The following is a 17,340-nucleotide window of genomic DNA, read 5'->3' as shown; positions in this document are numbered from 1 at the left end:
CCCGGATGGAGCGGAGCGTAATCCGGGACAGTGTCCCCGCATTCCGCTTCGCTGCATGCGGGCTACGAGAGCAGCGCGTTTAGACCGCCTCTAACTGATCCGCCCCACGCTTTCTCTTTACTTTCGCCTGGCCGAGCAGGGGGCCGGCTGTGAGCGCGGCCGTATCGGCCACCCCCGGGTCGCGCGAGATCATCGCGGCGACGATGGCACCATCGATGATGAGGCCGAGCTGGTGCGCCAGCACCGCGGGCTCGCTGGAGCCGAGCTCGCCGGCGAGCTTCTCGATATGGCCGAGCACGATCTTCTTGTGCTTCAGCGCGATGTTGCGGAACTGTTTTGCGTCCTTGTCATGCTCGCCGACGGCGTTGATGAAGGGGCAGCCGTAGAAGCGCTCTTCCGCGAACCAGCTCTTCAGCGCCGGGAAGATCCGCGTCAGCTTGGCCTGCGCGTCGCCGCCGCCCGCTTCCATGGCGCCGATGAACCATTCGCGCCACTGCTTGCCTTCGCTCTCCAGCACCGCGTTGACGAGATTGGTCTTGGAGCCGAACAATTTGTAGAGCGTGGTCTTCGCCGTGCCGGCTTCCTCGATGATCGCGTCGATGCCGGTGGCGTTGATGCCGTTCTTGCAGAACAGATGCGTCGCGGCGCTGAGCAGGCGCCCGCGCGCGGATTCATCTTCGCCAGCGGCGGCGTGCGGCGAATGCTTTTTCGATGACGTCTTTGCCATGGACTCAAACTTACCCGCAGCCGTGCCGCATCAGCAAGCCGCATCTGTTCCGCGCTGAAAAGATTCGCAAAGGCCGCCCATCTGCATCGCCTTTGAGCAAGCGGCTGCTGATCAATCCGCAGGCAGGCAGGCTTAAGCGGCTCCAAAGCTTCGCCTTTTGTTTTCGGCCGGCTCTGGCACGCTCCATGCAAGGAAACAGACCGTTCGGTATCCTGCCGATTTCCACTTCTGCCAGGGAGAAGATTGATGACCGCCGTCGTTCAGAAGACAGTGCTGACGGGTTGCCTCGCACCCATCGACAAGAATGGCCTCGAGCAACTGATCGCCAACGGCAAGGCGAACCCGAAGGTCATCAAGACCTTGAAGTGCAAGACGGTCGCGGAAGGCAAATTCCGCCACGCCAACTACATCCGCAACCTGCCGCCCTACATCGTCGACGAGCCGCCGGGGCTGCTGGGCGACGATACCGCGCCCAATCCGTCGGAGGCCTCGCTCGCCGCGCTCGGCTCCTGCCTGGCGGTCGGCCTGCACGCCAACGCCGTGCATCGCGGCTGGATCGTCAACAAGCTCGAGCTCGAGCTCGAAGGCGACCTCAACATCACCGCGGTCTGGGGCACCGGCGATGTCTCGGACAAGCCGGTCGGGTTCACCGACGTCCGCGTGAAAGTGGACATGGAGTGCGAGGGCATCTCGCCGGACGAGATCAACGCGCTGGTCGCCCATGTGAAGAAATGGTCGCCGGTCGCCAACACCTTCACCCGCCCGGTCAATCTCGAGGTCGGCATCTAGCAGACAGCAATCAGGACAAGGTGCGGGAGACGACCATGGGTTCACTGGCTTTATCGCGGGTCGAAGTTCTGGATCAGCCCGCACCGTCCATTGCAGGGGAGGTAGCGCGGATCGCGCGGGAGCAGCTCGCGCCGCTCGCCGCCGGTATCGACGACGGCTCGGTCTATCCGGCCGAGGTGCTGCGCGCGTTCGGCGCGGTCGGCGCCTGGGGCAGTCACATGCCCCTGGAAGGTCCCGCGGATTTGCGCTGCGCGATCGAGTCCATGGCTGCGATCGGCGAGGTCTGCGGCGCCACCGCCTTCATGGCCTGGTGCCAGAACACGCTGGTCTGGTACGCCGCGAACTCGACCAATCTGAAGCTGGCGCGGCGTTTTGGCGATGCGTTCTCGACAGGGCGCGTGCTCGGCGGCACCGGGCTCTCCAATCCTATGAAGAGCTTTTTCGGCATCGAGAAGCTCAAGCTGAAAGGCAAGAAGGTCGAGGGCGGCTACATCGTGCGTGGCGCGCTGCCCTGGGTCTCCAATCTCGGCCCGGACCATTATTTCGGCACGATCTTCGAGCGCGAGGACGACCAGGGGACCGTCATGTTCCTCGCCGACTGCTCCGATCCCGCGATCACGTTGACGCCGTGCAAGCCGTTCCTGGCGATGGACGGCACCGGCACTTACGGCGTGCAGTTCCGCGACGTGTTCGTGCCTGATGAGCTCATCCTTGCCGATCCCGCCGCGCCCTTCGTCAAGAAGATCCGCGCCGGCTTCATTTTGCTGCAGGCCGGCATGGCGCTCGGTGTCATCAGGGACTGCATCAACATCATGGACGAGGTGGATAGCCCGCTCGGCCACATCAACCGCTACCTGCCGCAACAGCCGGTGCACTTCCGCGAGCTCGCCGCCGAGCTGGAAGCGGAGACCATGGCGCTGGCGCGCGATCCCTACAACGAGGAGGAGACCTACTGGCGCAAGGTGATCGCGCTGCGCCTGCGCGCGGGCGAGGCCGGCGTCGCGGCGGCGCACGCGGCGATGCTGCATTGTGGCGCGCGCGGATACCTCAAAAGCCACCGCGCGCAGCGGCGCCTGCGCGAGGCCTATTTCGTCGCGATCGTCACGCCGGCCACCAAGCAGCTGCGCAAGATGCTCGCCGATGCCTGAGTTCACCGAGTCCACCTGAAGACCACCCACCTCAACGGAGAGGCTGCCATGACTGACGTCCTGATCACTGCCGTCGAACTCGCCGATCTCTTGAAGCTCGAACCGTGTGTCGTCATCGACACCCGCAATCCCGATGCCTATGCCGCCGGGCACCTGCCGGGCGCGGTGAACGTGCATGAGATCTTCACGTTCCTGGCGACCTCGACGCCGGAGGGCATGGCTGAGCTCAAGACAAAATTCGCCGATGCGTTCGGCGGCGCGGGTCTCTCCGGCAAGGAAACCGCCGTGATCTACGAACAGTCGATGAACTCCGGCTTCGGCCAGTCCTGCCGCGGCTATTACCTGCTCACCATGCTCGGCTATCCCAAGGTGAAGGTGCTGCATGGCGGCTTCGATGCCTGGTCGGCCGCGGGCTTCCCGGTGACCAAGGACGTGCCGGCGCCGGCGAAGGCTTCGTTCGCGATCGTGCCGGAGGCGGGCGAGATCCTGATCGACGCCAAGACCATGCTGGGCGCGGTCGGCAAGCCCGGCATCGCCATCCTCGATGTCCGCGATGTCGACGAGTGGATCGGCGACAGCTCTTCTCCGTATGGGAAGGATTTCTGCCCGCGCAAGGGCCGCATCCCCGGCGCGGTCTGGCTGGAGTGGTATCGCATGATGAAGCCGACCGCCGAGGGCCCGCGCTTCAAGTCCAAGGACGAGATTTTGGCCGAATGCGCCACCGTCGGCATCTCGCAGACGACGCCGGTCTATCTCTACTGCTTCAAGGGCGCGCGCGCCTCGAACACCTTCCTCGCGCTGAAGAATGCCGGCGTGAAGGACGTGCGGATGTATTTCGGCTCCTGGAACGAATGGTCGCGCGATCCCTCGCTGCCGATCGAGCAGGGCCTGCCGATTGCGACGGGAGTCACGACCAAGGCGGCGTGAGCGCCTGCGATCACATGGCCCGCGGGCGAGGCGCGATTCCCAGCGCCTTGATCCGCGAGGCCAGCGTGGTCGGCTTGATGTCCAGCATCTCGGCCGCGCCGCCGGGGCCGAAGACTTTTCCCGAGCAGGCCTCGAGCGCGGCCAGAATATTGGCGCGCTCGTGGTCGCGCATTTCGGATGACGTCATGACGGCGGGGCGCGTGTCGGCCTTCTGGCGTGCGGCGCCGCTAGGTGCTTGCGCGCCGGAGGAGTCGGGCAGATCGATGCGCAGGCGGCCGTTCTGCGACAGGATCGCGGCGCGCTCGATCACGTTCTGCAATTCGCGGACATTGCCGGGCCAGTCGTAGCGGGCGAGCCGCCGCGCATCGCCCTCGGAGAGGCGCAAATTCGACTTCAGCGCCTTGCCCTCGCGCGTCAAGAAATGCTGGGCGAGCAGGGGAATGTCCTCGCGCCGCTCGCGCAAGGGCACGGTCTCGATCGGGAACACGTTGAGGCGGAAATAGAGGTCTTCGCGGAAACGGCCGCGCTGCACCTCCTGCTTGAGGTCGCGATTGGTCGCGGCGATGACGCGGACGTCGACGGCGCGGGTGCGCTCCTGGCCGACGCGCTCGAAATGTCCCTCCTGCAGCACGCGCAGCAGCTTGCCTTGCAGTTCGAGCGGGATCTCGCCGACCTCGTCGAGGAACAGCGTGCCGCCGTCGGCGAGCTCGAAGCGGCCGATGCGGTCGCGCGTCGCGCCGGTGAAGGCGCCGCGGACATGGCCGAAGAACTCGCTCTCGAACAATTCACGCGGGATCGCGGCGCAGTTGACGCGGATCAGCGGGCGGTCGCTGCGGGTGGAGTCCTCGTGGATGGCGCGCGCGATCAGCTCCTTGCCGGTGCCGGACTCGCCGGTGATCATCACCGCCGCCGTGGTCGGCGCCACCAGCTTGACCTGACGCAGCGTCTTCTGGATCGCCTCGCTTTGACCGATGATGCCACGCGGGTTGGTCTCAATGCGGATTTCTTCCTGCAGATAGGCGTTCTCCAGCTCCAGCCGCTCGCGCAGACGGTCGACCTCGGCGAGCGCGGCATGCAGCTTCTCGTCGGCCTCGCGGCGCTGGCTGACGTCGCGAAACACCACGACCGCGCCGACCACGACGCCGCGGTCGCGAATTGGCGTGGAGGTGTATTCGACCCAGGCGGGCGAGCCGTCCTTGCGCCAAAACACCTCGCCGTCGACCTGGTGCACGGCGCCGTCGCGGAACGCCGCATAGATCGGACAGTCGTGGTTGTGATAGTGGCGGCCGTCGTGATGGGTGTGGTGGACGATCGGGTGGATCTCCTTGCCGACCAGCTCCTCGGCGGTCCAGCCGAGCATGCGCTCGGCCGCGGGATTGACGAAGGTGGTCTTTCCTTCCGCGTTCACGCCATAGATGCCTTCGCCGGCGGCGCGCAGGATCAGCTGGTTCTCGCGCTCGATGTCCTGGAACACGCGCTCGACCCGCTGCCAGGTCGAGATGCCGCCGCGCATATGGTCTTCGGCGGCGGCATCGACATTGCGCCGGCGGCGCGCTTCGAGATCGGTCAGTGTCAGCAGCAGCAGCGAGCGGCCGTCATGCGGCAGCAGGCAGCCCGCATATTCGAGCTGGAGATTTTGCCCCGTCGCATGGCGGGGCGTGAGCGCCGTGGTCCAGTAGGCGCCCCTGTGCAGCACCGCCTGGGTGAAGACGGTGAGGGCGGGAAGCTCGCCGGCGTGGAGCGTGCTGGCCCTGGTCTGCCGCAGCAGCGCGCGATCGTAGCCGAGCAGGGCGCAGGCGGCGGGATTGGCATCGACGATCTGGTCGCTGAAGGGATCGACCAGCAGCGTCGCCTCGACCGAGGATTCGAACGCCGCGATGCGCGGGTCGATGGCGGGGGCCACATCGTCGTGGATGGGCATTGGCGTCGTTGCCATTGCGAAATCTCGTAATTGAGCTACGAAATCTCGTTTATCACGAGTTTTCGTAGTGGCCAAGCGTGACCGAAAGTGCTGCGTCATCAAGGCACTGGCCGCTTCTGGGGCCGTGGCATGCTCCTTGCGTAATTGCTCTCGCAATGACGCGCAGGAGGGCCGATGTCCACGTTCGACAATCCGTTTGATCCCGATCGCAACCTTCGAGCCGGCTGCGTCTGTGGCCAGCATCGTTCCGCGGCCGAGCACGAGCAGGCCACGGCGCTGCGCTGCGAGCCGACCGAGAGCGAGGAGAAGCGCTACGAGGGCGTCGTCGCCTCCGCCGTGATGCGCGCGATGTTTCCGCAGGATGTGGCGCGGCGCGCGTTCCTGAAATCGGTCGGTGCATCGACCGCGCTCGCGGCACTCTCGCAGTTCTTCCCGCTCAAGACGGCGACCGAGGTCTTTGCGCAGACCGGTGCGCCCGAGAAGAAGGACCTCAAGGTCGGCTTCATCCCGATCACCTGCGCCACGCCCATCATCATGGCGGCGCCGATGGGCTTCTATGCCAAGCACGGCCTCAATGTCGAAGTGGTCAAGACCGCCGGCTGGGCGGTGATCCGCGACAAGACCATCAACAAGGAATACGACGCCGCGCACATGCTGGCGCCGATGCCGATCGCGATCTCGCTTGGCTTGGGCGCCAACGCCATTCCGTTCGCAGTGCCCGCGATCGAGAACATCAACGGGCAGGGCATCGTGCTCGCGGCCAAGCACAAGGACAAGCGCGATCCGAAGGACTGGAAGGGTTTGAAGTTCGCGATTCCCTTCGACTATTCCATGCACAATTACCTGCTGCGCTATTATCTCGCCGAGCACGGGATCGACCCCGATACCGACGTGCAGCTGCGCTCGGTGCCGCCGCCGGAGATGGTCGCGAACCTCCGTGCCGACAACATCGACGGCTTCCTCGCGCCCGACAACATCTGCCAGCGCGCGATCTATGACGGCGTCGGCTTCATGCATCTGCTCTCGAAGGAGATCTGGGACGGTCATCCCTGCTGCAGCTTCGCCGCCAGCCGCGAGTTCATCACGACGGCGCCGAACAGCTTTGCCGCGCTGACGCGCGCCATCGTCGATGCCACCGCCTATGCGTCGAAGGCGGAGAACCGCAAGCAGATTGCGGAGGCGATTGCGCCGGCCAACTACATCAACGCGCCGGTGACGGTGCTGGAGCAGGTGCTCACCGGCACCTATGCCGACGGTCTCGGCGGGGTGAAGACCGATGCCAAGCGCGTCGATTTCGATCCGTTCCCCTGGCAGTCCTTTGCGGTGTGGATGCTGACGCAGATGAAGCGCTGGGGCCAGATCAAGGGCGATGTCGACTACAAGGCGGTGGCCGAGCAGGTGTATCTCGCCACCGACACCAAGAAGCTGATGACCGAGATGGGCCTGTCGCCGCCGGCGGACAGCTACAAGTCGTTCGCGGTGATGGGGAAGACGTTCGATCCGGCCAAGCCCGAGGATTACGTCGCGAGCTTCAAGATCAGGAAGCAGTCGTGATGGGCCGCGCTGTCTCCCCAACGTCGTCCCGGCGAAGGCCGGGACCCATACCGCGTGATCTATCGGCTGCGGAAGGTCGCAGTACCGAACGACGAGTCTTCGCCAAACTTCTCCCTGTGGTTATGGGTCCCGGCCCCCGTGCGCAAAGCGCACTAGGCCGGGACGACGGGTGGAGAGGTCTCGCACAATGAACTCTTCCCTCCGTCTCCGCGCCGGCCTCGTCTCCATCGCGCTCCTCGCCGCCTTCCTCGGCATCTGGCATCTCGCCACGCGCTCCACTGCGCCGGTGACGACGATGAGCCCGGAATATGCCAAGCTGATGGGCCTCACGGCCACGCAGGGCAAATCGGCGATGCCCGGTCCGCTCGATGTCGGCGCCAAGCTGTGGGACCATCTGAAGCGGCCGTTCTACGATAACGGGCCGAACGACAAGGGGCTCGGCATCCAGCTCGCTTATTCGATCGCGCGGGTCGGCACCGGCTATCTGCTGGCGGTGCTGGTCGCCATTCCTCTCGGCTTCCTGATCGGCATGTCGCCGCTGCTCAGCAAGGCGCTCGATCCCTTCATCCAGGTCTTGAAGCCTATCTCGCCGCTGGCCTGGATGCCGCTGGCGCTCTACACCATCAAGGATTCCTCGGTCTCCGCGATCTTCGTGATCTTCATCTGCTCGATCTGGCCGATGCTGCTCAACACCGTGTTCGGCGTCGCCAGCGTCCGCAAGGAATGGATCAACGTCGCGCGCACGCTGGAGGTCGGCACCATCAGGCGCGCCTTCACCGTGATCCTCCCCGCGGCGGCTCCGACGATTTTGACCGGAATGCGCATCTCGATCGGCATCGCCTGGCTCGTGATCGTCGCGGCCGAGATGCTCGTCGGCGGCACCGGCATCGGCTACTTCGTCTGGAACGAGTGGAACAACCTCTCGATCACCAACGTCATCATCGCGATCCTCCTGATCGGGATCGTCGGCATGCTGCTCGACCAGATCCTCGCGCGCTTCACGCGCATGGTCACCTTTCCGGAGTAGGATCATGGGCTCAATGATCTTTATTCTCGTGTCCCGGGCGCACTGCAGCGCGCAGCGTTGCAGTGCTGAACCGGGACCCATTGCGGCGACATGGGTCCCGCATCTGCGGCGCACCGCTGCGCGCTGCACCGCGTGCGGGACACGAGACCTGACATGACCGACAAATTCGTCTCCATCGAAGGCATCGCAAAACGCTACCCCGGTGCGGGTGGCGCCACGACCACCATTTTCGAGAACCTCTGGCTCTCGATGGCGCGCGGCGAGTTCTGTTGCGTGATCGGCCATTCCGGCTGCGGCAAGACCACGGTGCTGAACATCCTCGCCGGCCTCGATGCGCCGAGCGAGGGCGCCGTCATCGTCGACGGGCAGGCGATCTCCGGCACCAGCCTCGACCGCGCCGTGATCTTCCAGAGCCATGCGCTGCTGCCCTGGCGCACCGTGCTCGGCAACGTCGCCTATGCCGTGAGCTCGAAATGGCGGAGCTGGGATCGCGCCAAGGTCAAGGCGCATGCGCAGACATTCATCGATCTGGTGGGCCTCACCGGCTCCGAGTACAAGCGCCCCTCGGAGCTGTCGGGCGGCATGAAGCAGCGCGTCGGCATCGCGCGGGCACTGTCGATCACGCCGAAGATGATGCTGATGGACGAGCCGTTCTCGGCGCTCGACGCGCTGACGCGCGGCACGCTGCAGGACGAGGTGCGGCGCATTTGCCTGGAGACCGGCCAGACCGCGTTCATGATCACCCATGACGTCGATGAGGCGATCTATCTCGCCGACAAGATTTTCCTGATGACCAACGGGCCCGGCGCTGTGCTGGCCGAAGTCGTCGAAAACCCGTTGCCGAGGGATCGCGCCCGCACCGACCTGCATCGCCATCCGCTCTACTACGCGCTGCGCAACCACATCATCGATTTCCTGGTGGCGCGCAGCAAGACCTTCGTGGCCGAGACGCCGGATCATGATCCGCGCAACGTGCCTCTGGTGCATATCGGCAAGCCCGGACTGACGATCGCCTCGGGTAGTGAAGAGCAACGACAGACCTGGACACCCGGGACCAATCCCGGATTGAGTGCCTAACAAGGAGACACCAACATGAAACGCGAAGACCTCACCGAAAAACTGCTCGACATCAAGCGCGAGAAGGGCTGGAGCTGGAAACACATCTGCGAGAAGATCGGCGGCTATTCCGAGGTGCTGATCGTCGGCGCGATCATGGGTCAGATGAAGCTGACGAAGCCGCAGGCGGCGAACGCCGGCGAGCTGTTCGGCCTCTCGAAGGCCGAGACCGCGATGCTCAACGAGGTGCCGATGCGCGGCACCGGCACGCCGATGCCGCCGACCGATCCCCTGATCTACCGCTTCTACGAGATGGTGATGGTGAACGGCCCGGCCTGGAAGGCGCTGATCGAGGAAGAGTTCGGCGACGGCATCATGTCGGCGATCGACTTCGACATGGGAATCGAACGCGTTGCCAACCCGAAGGGTGACCGCGTCAAGATCACCATGACCGGCAAGTTCCTGCCGTACAAATATTACGGCGCCAGCGGCAACGTGCCGGAGTACGGCTTCAAGGAAGGGTGAGGGCGCTCAACCGCCATGGCGGGGCGCTTGCGACAAGATTGCGAAGCAATTTGCCCTGAAGCAATCCATCTTGCGTGATGAGCGCGGCGATCGATTGCTTCGCGGAGCCTGCCGTCGCGCGCAACCTGACGGCGCGCCACGCGACGTCGTCACGACGACGCGCCGCGCTTTTTGAGCGCGGCGTCGCGGGCTTCTGTGTTGAAAATGATCCGCGCCGGCATGGCGCTCCGAAGCCGTACGCTCCTTGACGAACCAGCCGACGCCGGCCGTGCTAACCCGTAACGAGCTGCACAGCGTAGGCGTAAGGTCCGTTCGGACTGCGTTGCGCATTCCACGCGCAATACCAGCCGGTGCCATAAGGCAGACCGGTATCCCAGCCACCCGAACTGACGTTATCCCACTGCCATGCCTTGACGTTGTCTTGGGGGTTGGACGGAAAAAACTGGCCCGAATAGACCATGATTTGTCCCTGCTGGGCCCTGAACGGCGCGGTGGTCTGCCAGGACAGCCAAAGGTTGCCGTGCAGCTGATACGCGTTGAGGTACCAGGTATAGGTACCGGACTGGGTTTGGACCGCCTGGGCCTGGTCGGTGATTTGCCTCGTAAGCATTTCGTTCATTTGCGCCTCCCCTTAAGGCTGCTGCCATCAATGATATCTTAGATTTTAATATCAAGATTTGCAACCAAAGGTCGATCACAAGGTGGTGTTGCCAAAGGGGGAGGGTGTCGCGAGAGACGATGGGCCCATCAGCCTGGCCAGAAATTTCGGAGCCAGGCTCGGTGACGGCATCATGTCGGCGATCTACTTCGACATGGGGATCGAGCGCGTCGCCAACCCGAGGGGCGATCGCGTCAAGATCACGATGAGCGGCAAGTCCCTGCCGTACAAAGATTACGGCGGCTGCGGCAACGTGCCGGAGTACGGCTTTAGGGAGGGCTGACCGACGCGAATGCGTCGCGCAGCTCCTTGATCGGTGCCATCTCGCGAACATAGGTGAAGGAGCCGTTCTCCTTCATCTCGCGCGCGCTCTTCAGGAAAGCAGCCAGCGCAACGCGGGCCATGGCGCCGCCCACGCTGATGCGCTTGACGCCGGCTGCGGCAATCTGCTCGACGGTCAGCGTCGGATCGGCAAAGCCCATCACCAGGTTGAAGGGCCTTTTGACCGACGAGACCACGGTGCGGATGGTCTCGAGGTCGTGGACCCCCGGCGAATACAGCACGTCGGCGCCGGCGGCCTCGAACGCCTGCAGCCGCCGGATCGTGTCGTCGAGATCGTTGTTGCCCTTCAGCAGGTTCTCGGCGCGGGCCGTCAGCGTGAATGGGAAGGGGAGCGCGCGTGCCGCCTCGACGGCGGCCTGCACGCGTTCGACCGCGAGCTGGAAATCGTAGATCGGCTTGCGCGGATCGCCGGTAAAATCCTCGATCGAGCCGCCGACGCAGCCGGCCTCTGCCGCGCGTGTGATGGCCCTTGCCGCGGTCTTCGGATCGTCGGCGCCACAGTTTTCGAGGTCGGCATTGACGGGAAGATCGGTCGCCTCGGCGATGATCCGGCAGTTTTCAAGGATGGCATCGAGGCTGACGGTCGTGCTGCCGAGGGTGTTGGCAAGGCCAAGGCTCGTCGTCGCCAGCGCCTCGAACCCCATCGACGCCAGCAGTTTTGCGGTGCCGCCATCCCAGGGGTTCGGGATGATGAAGGCGCCGGGGCGCTGATGCAGTTCGCGAAATCGTGCTGCCTTGTCGGCCTGGGTGGGCATAGGGGCTCCTGTCGGTCTCTTGTCGCGCAGCAGCGATAGGATGGTTTCGCCCATCAGACAAATTTGTTATTTCTCTCGATATCATCAGCTTTTTGCATGAGGTCCGACATGGACAGCGACGCGCTGAACACGTTCCTGGTGGTGCACCGGCGCGGCGGCATCTCGAACGCTGCAAAGGCACTGCATCGCTCGCAGCCGGCGATATCGCGCCGCATCGCGCTGCTGGAGCAGGAGCTCGGCGTGCCCCTGTTCGAGAGGATCGCGGGTCGTACGCGGCTCAGCGATGCCGGGCGCGTGCTGATCCCCTACGCCGAGCGCGCCGTCGCGGCGGCGCAGGACGCCGAACAGGCGATACGCGCGCTGACCAAACAGAATTCGGGGCCGGTTTCGCTGGCCGTGACCGGCACGCTCGCCGACGGCCGCCTGTCGGGCATCATGAAACGGTTTGCCGCGGAGAATCCCGCGGTCGCGCTCGCCTTGCGGACCGCGACCAGCGCGGAGGTCTCTGATCTCATCCGGCGCGGCGAGGCCACGATCGGCTTGCGTTACAACGCCGGTCGCGCGGGCGATCTTGCCTGCGAGCTGGTACTCAGCGAAGCGTTGCAGGTGGTCTGTGCGTCCGATCATCCGCTCGCCGGCAAGCGCGTGAAGCGGCTTGCCGAGCTTCGCGGCGAGCGCTGGATCGCGTTCCCGGAAACGCGCGGCCGCCGCGAGATCGCGGCGGCTCACGTGTTCGCGCTGTTCCTGACGCAAGGCCTCGGGGACGTGGAGTGGACGGCGGTGGACAGCCTCACCGCGCAGAAGCGCCTCGTGGAGGCGGGCTTTGGCCTTGCGCTATTGGCGCAAAGCCACGTGGCGGAGGAACTGCGTACGGGGACGATCTCGACGATCACCGTCGGCGATCTCGCTGCGGACCAGCGCATCGTCCTGGTGACCCGTCGCGGCGGCTTTCTGAGTGCGGCCGCTCAGCGTCTGCTGGAAACCATCCGCCGCGACTACGCCAAGGGCGACGTTTCGAACATCCGGGGTAGGCGAAAAAAATCGCCGGCGCGCAAGGTCGTTGCGCGCCGGCGTCGGATCTGAACGTATTATTTCCCTGCCTTCACCTCGGCGGCCGCGACCGCGAGCAGCTCGCTCATCTTGGCGCGAATCGCCTGCTCGGTAACCGCGACGCTCTTGGCGGCGAAATCGGCCATGACCTTGCGCAGGACGTCGGCATCGCCGGCTTCCTCGAAATCGGCCGCGACGACCTCCTTGGCGTAGGCGGTGGCGGCGTCGCCCGATATGCCGAGCTTTTCGGCTGCCCACAGCCCGAGCAGCCGGTTGCGGCGGGCCTCCGCCTTGAATTTCTGCTCCTCGTCGAGGGCAAATTTCTTCTCGAAGCCTTCCTGGCGCTTGTTGATTTCGCTCATGCGTCTTCCAATTCCCTGCTGACTGGACCCGGCGGCCCTCGTTGCGGGAGCCCCGGCGCATGCCTAGATAAGGAGCACGAATCGGCAAAACAACGAGCCGTTAAGCCGCAGGCAGGACGGTATAAGTTGGTGCCGGACGGCCGGATCGATTGTGCTCGGACAGCCAATCGGATAGGTTGCCTAAAGGCTTGGTTCCCGTTCTGTTTCCTCGGTGTTTCCTTGGGTTATGGATGGGTTCCGAGCCGTTCACGGCAGCTCCGCTGTGGGTCGTAATCCTAGTCAACCGGAGCACACCAAATTCATGGATTTCAACAAAACACGGTACATCCCAATGAGCCGTCGGCGTCGCATTTATGAAGGCAAGGCAAAGGTTCTCTACGAAGGCCCGGAGCCCGGTACCCTGATCCAGCACTTCAAGGACGACGCCACCGCGTTCAATGCGAAAAAGCATCAGGTGATCGAGGGCAAGGGTGTCCTCAACAACCGGATCTCGGAGTACCTGTTTCAGCACCTCAACGACATCGGGGTGCCGACCCATTTCATCCGCCGCCTCAACATGCGCGAGCAGTTGATTCGTGAGGTCGAGATCGTGCCGCTGGAAGTGGTGGTGCGGAACGTTGCCGCCGGCTCGCTGTCGCAGCGCCTCGGCATCGAGGAGGGCACGCAGCTGCCGCGCTCGATCATCGAATTCTATTACAAGAACGACCAGCTCAACGACCCCATGGTGTCGGAAGAGCACATCACCGCTTTCGGCTGGGCGACCCCGCAGGAGATCGACGACATCATGGCGCTCGCCATCCGCGTCAACGATTTCCTCACCGGCCTCTTCCTCGGCATCGGCATCCGCCTCGTCGACTTCAAGATGGAGTGCGGCCGCCTGTTCGAGAACGAGATGATGCGGATCATCGTCGCCGACGAGATCTCACCGGACAGCTGCCGTCTGTGGGACATCAAGTCGAACGAGAAGCTCGACAAGGATCGCTTCCGCCGCGACCTCGGCGGCCTGCTCGAGGCCTATACCGAAGTTGCAAAGCGCCTCGGCATCCTCATGGAGAACGAGCGTCCGCAGGGCACGGGCCCGGTGCTGGTGAAGAGCTAAGAGGGATATAGACGTGAAGGCACGTGTTACCGTTACCCTGAAGACCGGCATCCTCGATCCGCAAGGCAAGGCCATCGAAGGCGCGCTGAAGTCGCTCGGCGTCGACGGCGTCGCCAGCGTCCGCCAGGGCAAGGTGTTCGACATCGAGCTCGCCGGTGCCGACAAGGCCAAGGCGGAAGCCGCGCTGAAGGACGCCGCCGACAAGCTGCTGGCGAACACCGTGATCGAGAACTACCGGGTCGAGCTGATCGGCTAGGCCGGACTGAGTCGTAGCCCGGATGGAGCGAAGCGAAATCCGGGGACTATCCGCGGTGGCACTGTCCCGGATTGCGCTTCGCTCCATCCGGGCTACGAAGTTATTGCTGAGCGCTTTCGCAGCTCACAGCCATCCCACCCGCCGAAAACGCCAGTAGAGCGCGCCGCAGGCCGCCAGCATCACGCCGAGCAGCATGTAATAGCCGTACTCCCAGTCCAGCTCCGGCATGTGCTTGAAGTTCATGCCGTAGATGCCGGCGAGCGCGGTCGGGATGGCGATGATCGCCAGCCACGAGGCGAGCTTCTTCGACACCGCCGTCTCCTGCGCCTGGCCGACCAGAAGGCTCGCCTCGAAGGCGAAGGCCAGCACCTCGCGCATGGAATCGATGCGCTCCTGGATGTTCCTGACGTGGTCGGTGACGTCGCGGAACAGCGGCTGCATCGTCGCGCGCACCATCGACAGCTCGTCGTGCTCGAGCCGGCGGCAGACTTCCACCAGCGGTCCGATCGCGTTGCGGAGCCGTAACAGGTCACGGCGCAGCATGTAGAGCCGCTCGATCTGCGCCCTGGTGATCGCGTGGGCGAGCACGTCGTCCTCGATGCCCTCGACCTCTTCGTGAATGCTCTCCAGCACGGGCGAGTAGTTGTCGACGATGAAATCGAGGATCGCGTAGAGGATGTAGTCCTCGCCGCGGGCAAGCGCCCGCGGGCAGCTTTCGCAGCGTTCGCGCACTGGGGTGTAGGACGTCGAGGCGCCGTGGCGCACCGAGACCAGATAGCCGTCGCCGACGAAGATGTGGGTCTCGCCGAAGGCGATGCGACCATCGATCAGCTGCGCCGTGCGCGCCACGATGAACAGGGCCTCGCCATATTGCTCGATCTTGGGCCGCTGATGGGCGTGGTTGGCATCCTCGATGGCGAGCTCGTGCAGGTCGAACTGCTTCTGCACCGCGCCGAGCAGCGCCATGTCGGGCTCGTGCAGGCCGATCCAGACCACGTGGCCGGGCTTGGCCCGCCAGCTCGACGCTTCGCTGATGGCGATGTTGGCGACGCGCCTTCCGTCGACATAGGCGCCGGCAGCGATGACGCCCTCGGTGGATACCGGCTCGGAGGGGGATGCGGGCCGCGACGGGACGTTCATGGCTTCAATCCCGGGCAAGATCGTCGGGCAAAAGTGCCGTGGCTATGGCCTGTGTACAAGGCCGCCCGGCAAGGCTAGCACTGGTAAAATCCCCGTCAAATGGCTATGTCTCTTCACGAATTGGCCCTTTGGCCAGCCCGATTCCCATCACCGTCGGAACCTCTGCCATGAAAGCCGCCATCCTCGTCTTTCCCGGAATCAACCGTGAGCGCGACATGGCGCGCGCATTGAGGCTGATCTCCGGAAGCGAGCCGGCGATGGTCTGGCACGCCGAGACGTCGCTGCCATCAGGTACCGACCTCGTGGTCGTGCCGGGCGGTTTCTCCTATGGCGATTACCTGCGCTGTGGCGCAATCGCCGCGCGTGCGCCGGTGATGGATGCGGTGCGCGATTACGCGGCCAAGGGCGGGCTCGTGCTCGGCGTCTGCAACGGCTTCCAGATCCTCTGCGAATCCGGCCTCCTGCCGGGCGTATTGATGCGCAATGCGCGGCTGAAATTCATCTGCCGCGACGTGCATCTGCGCGTCGAGCGCTCCGACACCCCGTTCACCCGCGGCTACAATGCAGGTCAGGTGATCCGCGTGCCCGTCGCGCATGGCGAGGGCAATTACGAGGCCGACGAAGAAACCATCAAGCGGCTCGAAGGCGAGGGGCGGGTGCTCTACCGCTACTGCTCCGCCGACGGCGTGGTCGACGAGGCCGCCAACATCAACGGCGCGGCACAGTCGATCGCCGGCATCGTCAACGACAAGGGCAACGTGCTCGGCATGATGCCGCATCCCGAAAACCACGTCGAAGACATCATGGGCTGCACCGACGGCCGCGGCCTGTTCGCCGGCCTCGCCCAGCATCTGGACAAGGCCGCGTGATCCCGTTCGTGGTGAAGCGTGCTCTCGCCGCGATCGCGGCGCTGGCGTTCACAACATTTTCGCTTGCGACTGCCGCATTCGCGCAGGACTATCCCAAGCGTCCGATCACCATGATCGTGCCGTTCGCGGCCGGCGGCACCTCGGACGTGATCGCGCGCACCGTCGCCGAGCAGATGGGCATCGCGCTCGGCCAGACCATCGTGATCGAGAACGTTGCGGGCGCCGGTGGCTCGACCGCGCTGGCGCGCGCCTCCCGCGCCGAGCCTGACGGCTACACGATCGCGATCGGCAATGCCGGCACCAATGCGGCGACCTACACGATCTATCCAAAACTGCCGTTCACGCCCGAGTCCTTCGTGCCGATCGCGATGGTGGCGAAGACGTTCGGCATCATCGCGTTGCGCAAGGACTTTCCGGCGAAGGACCTCAAGGAGTTCATCGCCTATGCCAAGGCCAATCCCGGCAAGATCAATCTCGGCCATGCCGGCGTCGGCTCGTCGAATTATCTGATCTGCAAGAGCTTCGTCACCGCCGCCGGGATCGATGCGACGCTGGTCGGCTATCGCGGCGCCGCGCCCGCGCTGACGGATGCCGTGGGCAGCCAGATCGACGGCGTCTGCGATGCGGCCGCCTCGGTCTCGCAGTCGATCAACGAGAAGCTGGTGAGGGGGCTCGTGGTCGGCTCGACCGTGCGGCTCGCCACGCTGCCGGAGCTGCCGACATCGGCTGAAGCCGGTCTTCCCGATTTCGAGGCGCAGGGTTGGAACGGCCTGTTCGCGCCGAAGGGCACGCCGCCGGCCGTCATTGCCAAGCTGAACGCGGCGGCGCGCACCGCAGTCGGGACCGACGCGGTGAAGAAGCGTTTTGCCGACCTCTCGACCGTCGCGCCCGATGACAACGAGCATACGCCAGAGCTGCTGCAGCAGCTCGTGACGCGCGACGTCGAGAAGTACCGGAAGATGCTGGCGGACGACGCCAAGCAATAGCCGCTTTCTGGCTGCGATCCCGTGAACCTGCCTTGCGTTCGAGACGACTGACTCCACGTCGCCATCTCGGCGCATGTGTCCTGGGCTATTGATTCCTGCGAAGACTGGCAACTCCAGGTTGTTCGGTCGCGCCGGTTGCGATATCAGGA

At 64.6% G+C, this 17,340-nt stretch carries 18 protein-coding genes and 1 pseudogene; 13 read left to right on the top strand and 6 right to left on the bottom strand.

Translation table 11 applies throughout. The features are described 5' to 3' along the window. Positions 1-79 precede the first annotated feature (79 nt). Entirely contained in the window at positions 80-727 is a 648-nt protein-coding gene (locus IQ16_RS25715; protein ID WP_018642747.1) for a TetR/AcrR family transcriptional regulator, read from the bottom strand. A gap of 246 nt (positions 728-973) precedes the next feature. On the opposite strand from IQ16_RS25715, the gene IQ16_RS25710 reads away from it, so the two are divergent. From IQ16_RS25710 to IQ16_RS25700, 3 genes are read left to right on the top strand one after another with little or no spacing between them, the layout of a single operon-like run. Then, positions 974-1,516, top strand: a complete 543-nt coding sequence (locus tag IQ16_RS25710; protein WP_018642746.1) for an OsmC family protein — start codon at positions 974-976, stop codon at positions 1,514-1,516. Positions 1,517-1,551: 35 nt separating this feature from the next. Next, entirely contained in the window at positions 1,552-2,664 is a 1,113-nt protein-coding gene (locus IQ16_RS25705) for an acyl-CoA dehydrogenase family protein (protein WP_026311951.1), read from the top strand. A gap of 48 nt (positions 2,665-2,712) precedes the next feature. Next, on the top strand, positions 2,713-3,591 hold the full coding sequence (locus IQ16_RS25700) for a sulfurtransferase (protein ID WP_018642744.1): 879 nt from the start codon (positions 2,713-2,715) through the stop codon (positions 3,589-3,591). Between the two features lie 10 nt (positions 3,592-3,601). Here the strand turns inward: IQ16_RS25700 and IQ16_RS25695 are convergent, their stop codons facing one another. Then, the gene (locus tag IQ16_RS25695; RefSeq protein ID WP_018642743.1) at positions 3,602-5,527 is read right to left on the bottom strand and encodes a sigma 54-interacting transcriptional regulator; all 1,926 of its coding nucleotides are present in this window, start codon (positions 5,525-5,527) and stop codon (positions 3,602-3,604) included. Positions 5,528-5,686: 159 nt separating this feature from the next. On the opposite strand from IQ16_RS25695, the gene IQ16_RS25690 reads away from it, so the two are divergent. From IQ16_RS25690 to cynS, 4 genes are all read left to right on the top strand, one after another. Further along, entirely contained in the window at positions 5,687-7,066 is a 1,380-nt protein-coding gene (locus IQ16_RS25690; protein WP_018642742.1) for a CmpA/NrtA family ABC transporter substrate-binding protein, read from the top strand. A 187-nt stretch (positions 7,067-7,253) separates the two neighbouring features. Continuing rightward, a complete protein-coding gene (ntrB, locus tag IQ16_RS25680; protein WP_026311950.1) occupies positions 7,254-8,093 on the top strand; it encodes a nitrate ABC transporter permease in 840 nt (279 codons plus the stop codon). A 153-nt stretch (positions 8,094-8,246) separates the two neighbouring features. Next, positions 8,247-9,170 carry an ABC transporter ATP-binding protein gene (locus IQ16_RS25675; RefSeq protein WP_026311949.1) on the top strand — a complete coding sequence of 308 codons (924 nt, stop codon included), beginning with the start codon at positions 8,247-8,249 and terminating at the stop codon, positions 9,168-9,170. 15 nt (positions 9,171-9,185) lie between these two features. After that, a complete protein-coding gene (gene cynS / locus IQ16_RS25670) occupies positions 9,186-9,674 on the top strand; it encodes a cyanase (protein ID WP_018642739.1) in 489 nt (162 codons plus the stop codon). Positions 9,675-9,945: 271 nt separating this feature from the next. Here the strand turns inward: cynS and IQ16_RS25665 are convergent, their stop codons facing one another. After that, positions 9,946-10,293 (bottom strand): hypothetical protein, encoded by a 348-nt coding sequence (locus tag IQ16_RS25665; protein ID WP_018642737.1) that lies wholly within the window; start codon positions 10,291-10,293, stop codon positions 9,946-9,948. Positions 10,294-10,453: 160 nt separating this feature from the next. Between IQ16_RS25665 and IQ16_RS25660 the strand changes: the two are divergent. Then, positions 10,454-10,615, top strand: a pseudogene (locus IQ16_RS25660) (cyanase); the annotation flags it as partial. On the opposite strand, the gene IQ16_RS25655 reads toward IQ16_RS25660, so the two are convergent. Then, positions 10,602-11,429 carry an isocitrate lyase/PEP mutase family protein gene (locus tag IQ16_RS25655; protein WP_020607860.1) on the bottom strand — a complete coding sequence of 276 codons (828 nt, stop codon included), beginning with the start codon at positions 11,427-11,429 and terminating at the stop codon, positions 10,602-10,604. The pseudogene IQ16_RS25660 and the gene IQ16_RS25655 sit on opposite strands and share 14 nt — an antisense overlap. 108 nt (positions 11,430-11,537) lie before the next feature. Here IQ16_RS25655 and IQ16_RS25650 point away from each other — a divergent pair, with 108 nt between their 5' ends. After that, complete coding sequence (locus tag IQ16_RS25650) at positions 11,538-12,512, top strand: LysR family transcriptional regulator (protein ID WP_018642734.1); 975 nt, start codon at positions 11,538-11,540, stop codon at positions 12,510-12,512. Positions 12,513-12,517: 5 nt separating this feature from the next. Here IQ16_RS25650 and IQ16_RS25645 read toward each other — a convergent pair whose 3' ends face one another. Further along, a complete protein-coding gene (locus IQ16_RS25645; RefSeq protein ID WP_018642733.1) occupies positions 12,518-12,841 on the bottom strand; it encodes a DUF1476 domain-containing protein in 324 nt (107 codons plus the stop codon). A 331-nt stretch (positions 12,842-13,172) separates the two neighbouring features. Between IQ16_RS25645 and purC the strand changes: the two genes are divergently transcribed. Both purC and purS read left to right on the top strand, forming a co-directional pair. Further along, positions 13,173-13,940, top strand: a complete 768-nt coding sequence (purC, locus tag IQ16_RS25640) for a phosphoribosylaminoimidazolesuccinocarboxamide synthase (protein ID WP_172782948.1) — start codon at positions 13,173-13,175, stop codon at positions 13,938-13,940. Between the two features lie 13 nt (positions 13,941-13,953). Next, a complete protein-coding gene (gene purS, locus IQ16_RS25635; RefSeq protein WP_007602264.1) occupies positions 13,954-14,196 on the top strand; it encodes a phosphoribosylformylglycinamidine synthase subunit PurS in 243 nt (80 codons plus the stop codon). Positions 14,197-14,319: 123 nt separating this feature from the next. Here the strand turns inward: purS and IQ16_RS25630 are convergent, their stop codons facing one another. Beyond that, a complete protein-coding gene (locus IQ16_RS25630) occupies positions 14,320-15,336 on the bottom strand; it encodes a magnesium and cobalt transport protein CorA (protein WP_018647439.1) in 1,017 nt (338 codons plus the stop codon). Between the two features lie 167 nt (positions 15,337-15,503). Here IQ16_RS25630 and purQ point away from each other — a divergent pair, with 167 nt between their 5' ends. Both purQ and IQ16_RS25620 read left to right on the top strand, forming a co-directional pair. After that, positions 15,504-16,205 carry a phosphoribosylformylglycinamidine synthase subunit PurQ gene (gene purQ, locus IQ16_RS25625; protein ID WP_018647438.1) on the top strand — a complete coding sequence of 234 codons (702 nt, stop codon included), beginning with the start codon at positions 15,504-15,506 and terminating at the stop codon, positions 16,203-16,205. Then, positions 16,202-17,191, top strand: a complete 990-nt coding sequence (locus IQ16_RS25620; RefSeq protein WP_018647437.1) for a tripartite tricarboxylate transporter substrate binding protein BugD — start codon at positions 16,202-16,204, stop codon at positions 17,189-17,191. The genes purQ and IQ16_RS25620 overlap by 4 nt, the downstream gene beginning before the upstream one ends. Positions 17,192-17,340: the final 149 nt, after the last annotated feature.

Source organism: Bradyrhizobium huanghuaihaiense (assembly GCF_007830635.1).
Taxonomy (GTDB): domain Bacteria; phylum Pseudomonadota; class Alphaproteobacteria; order Rhizobiales; family Xanthobacteraceae; genus Bradyrhizobium; species Bradyrhizobium huanghuaihaiense.
This window is presented reverse-complemented; position numbering and strand designations above follow the sequence as displayed.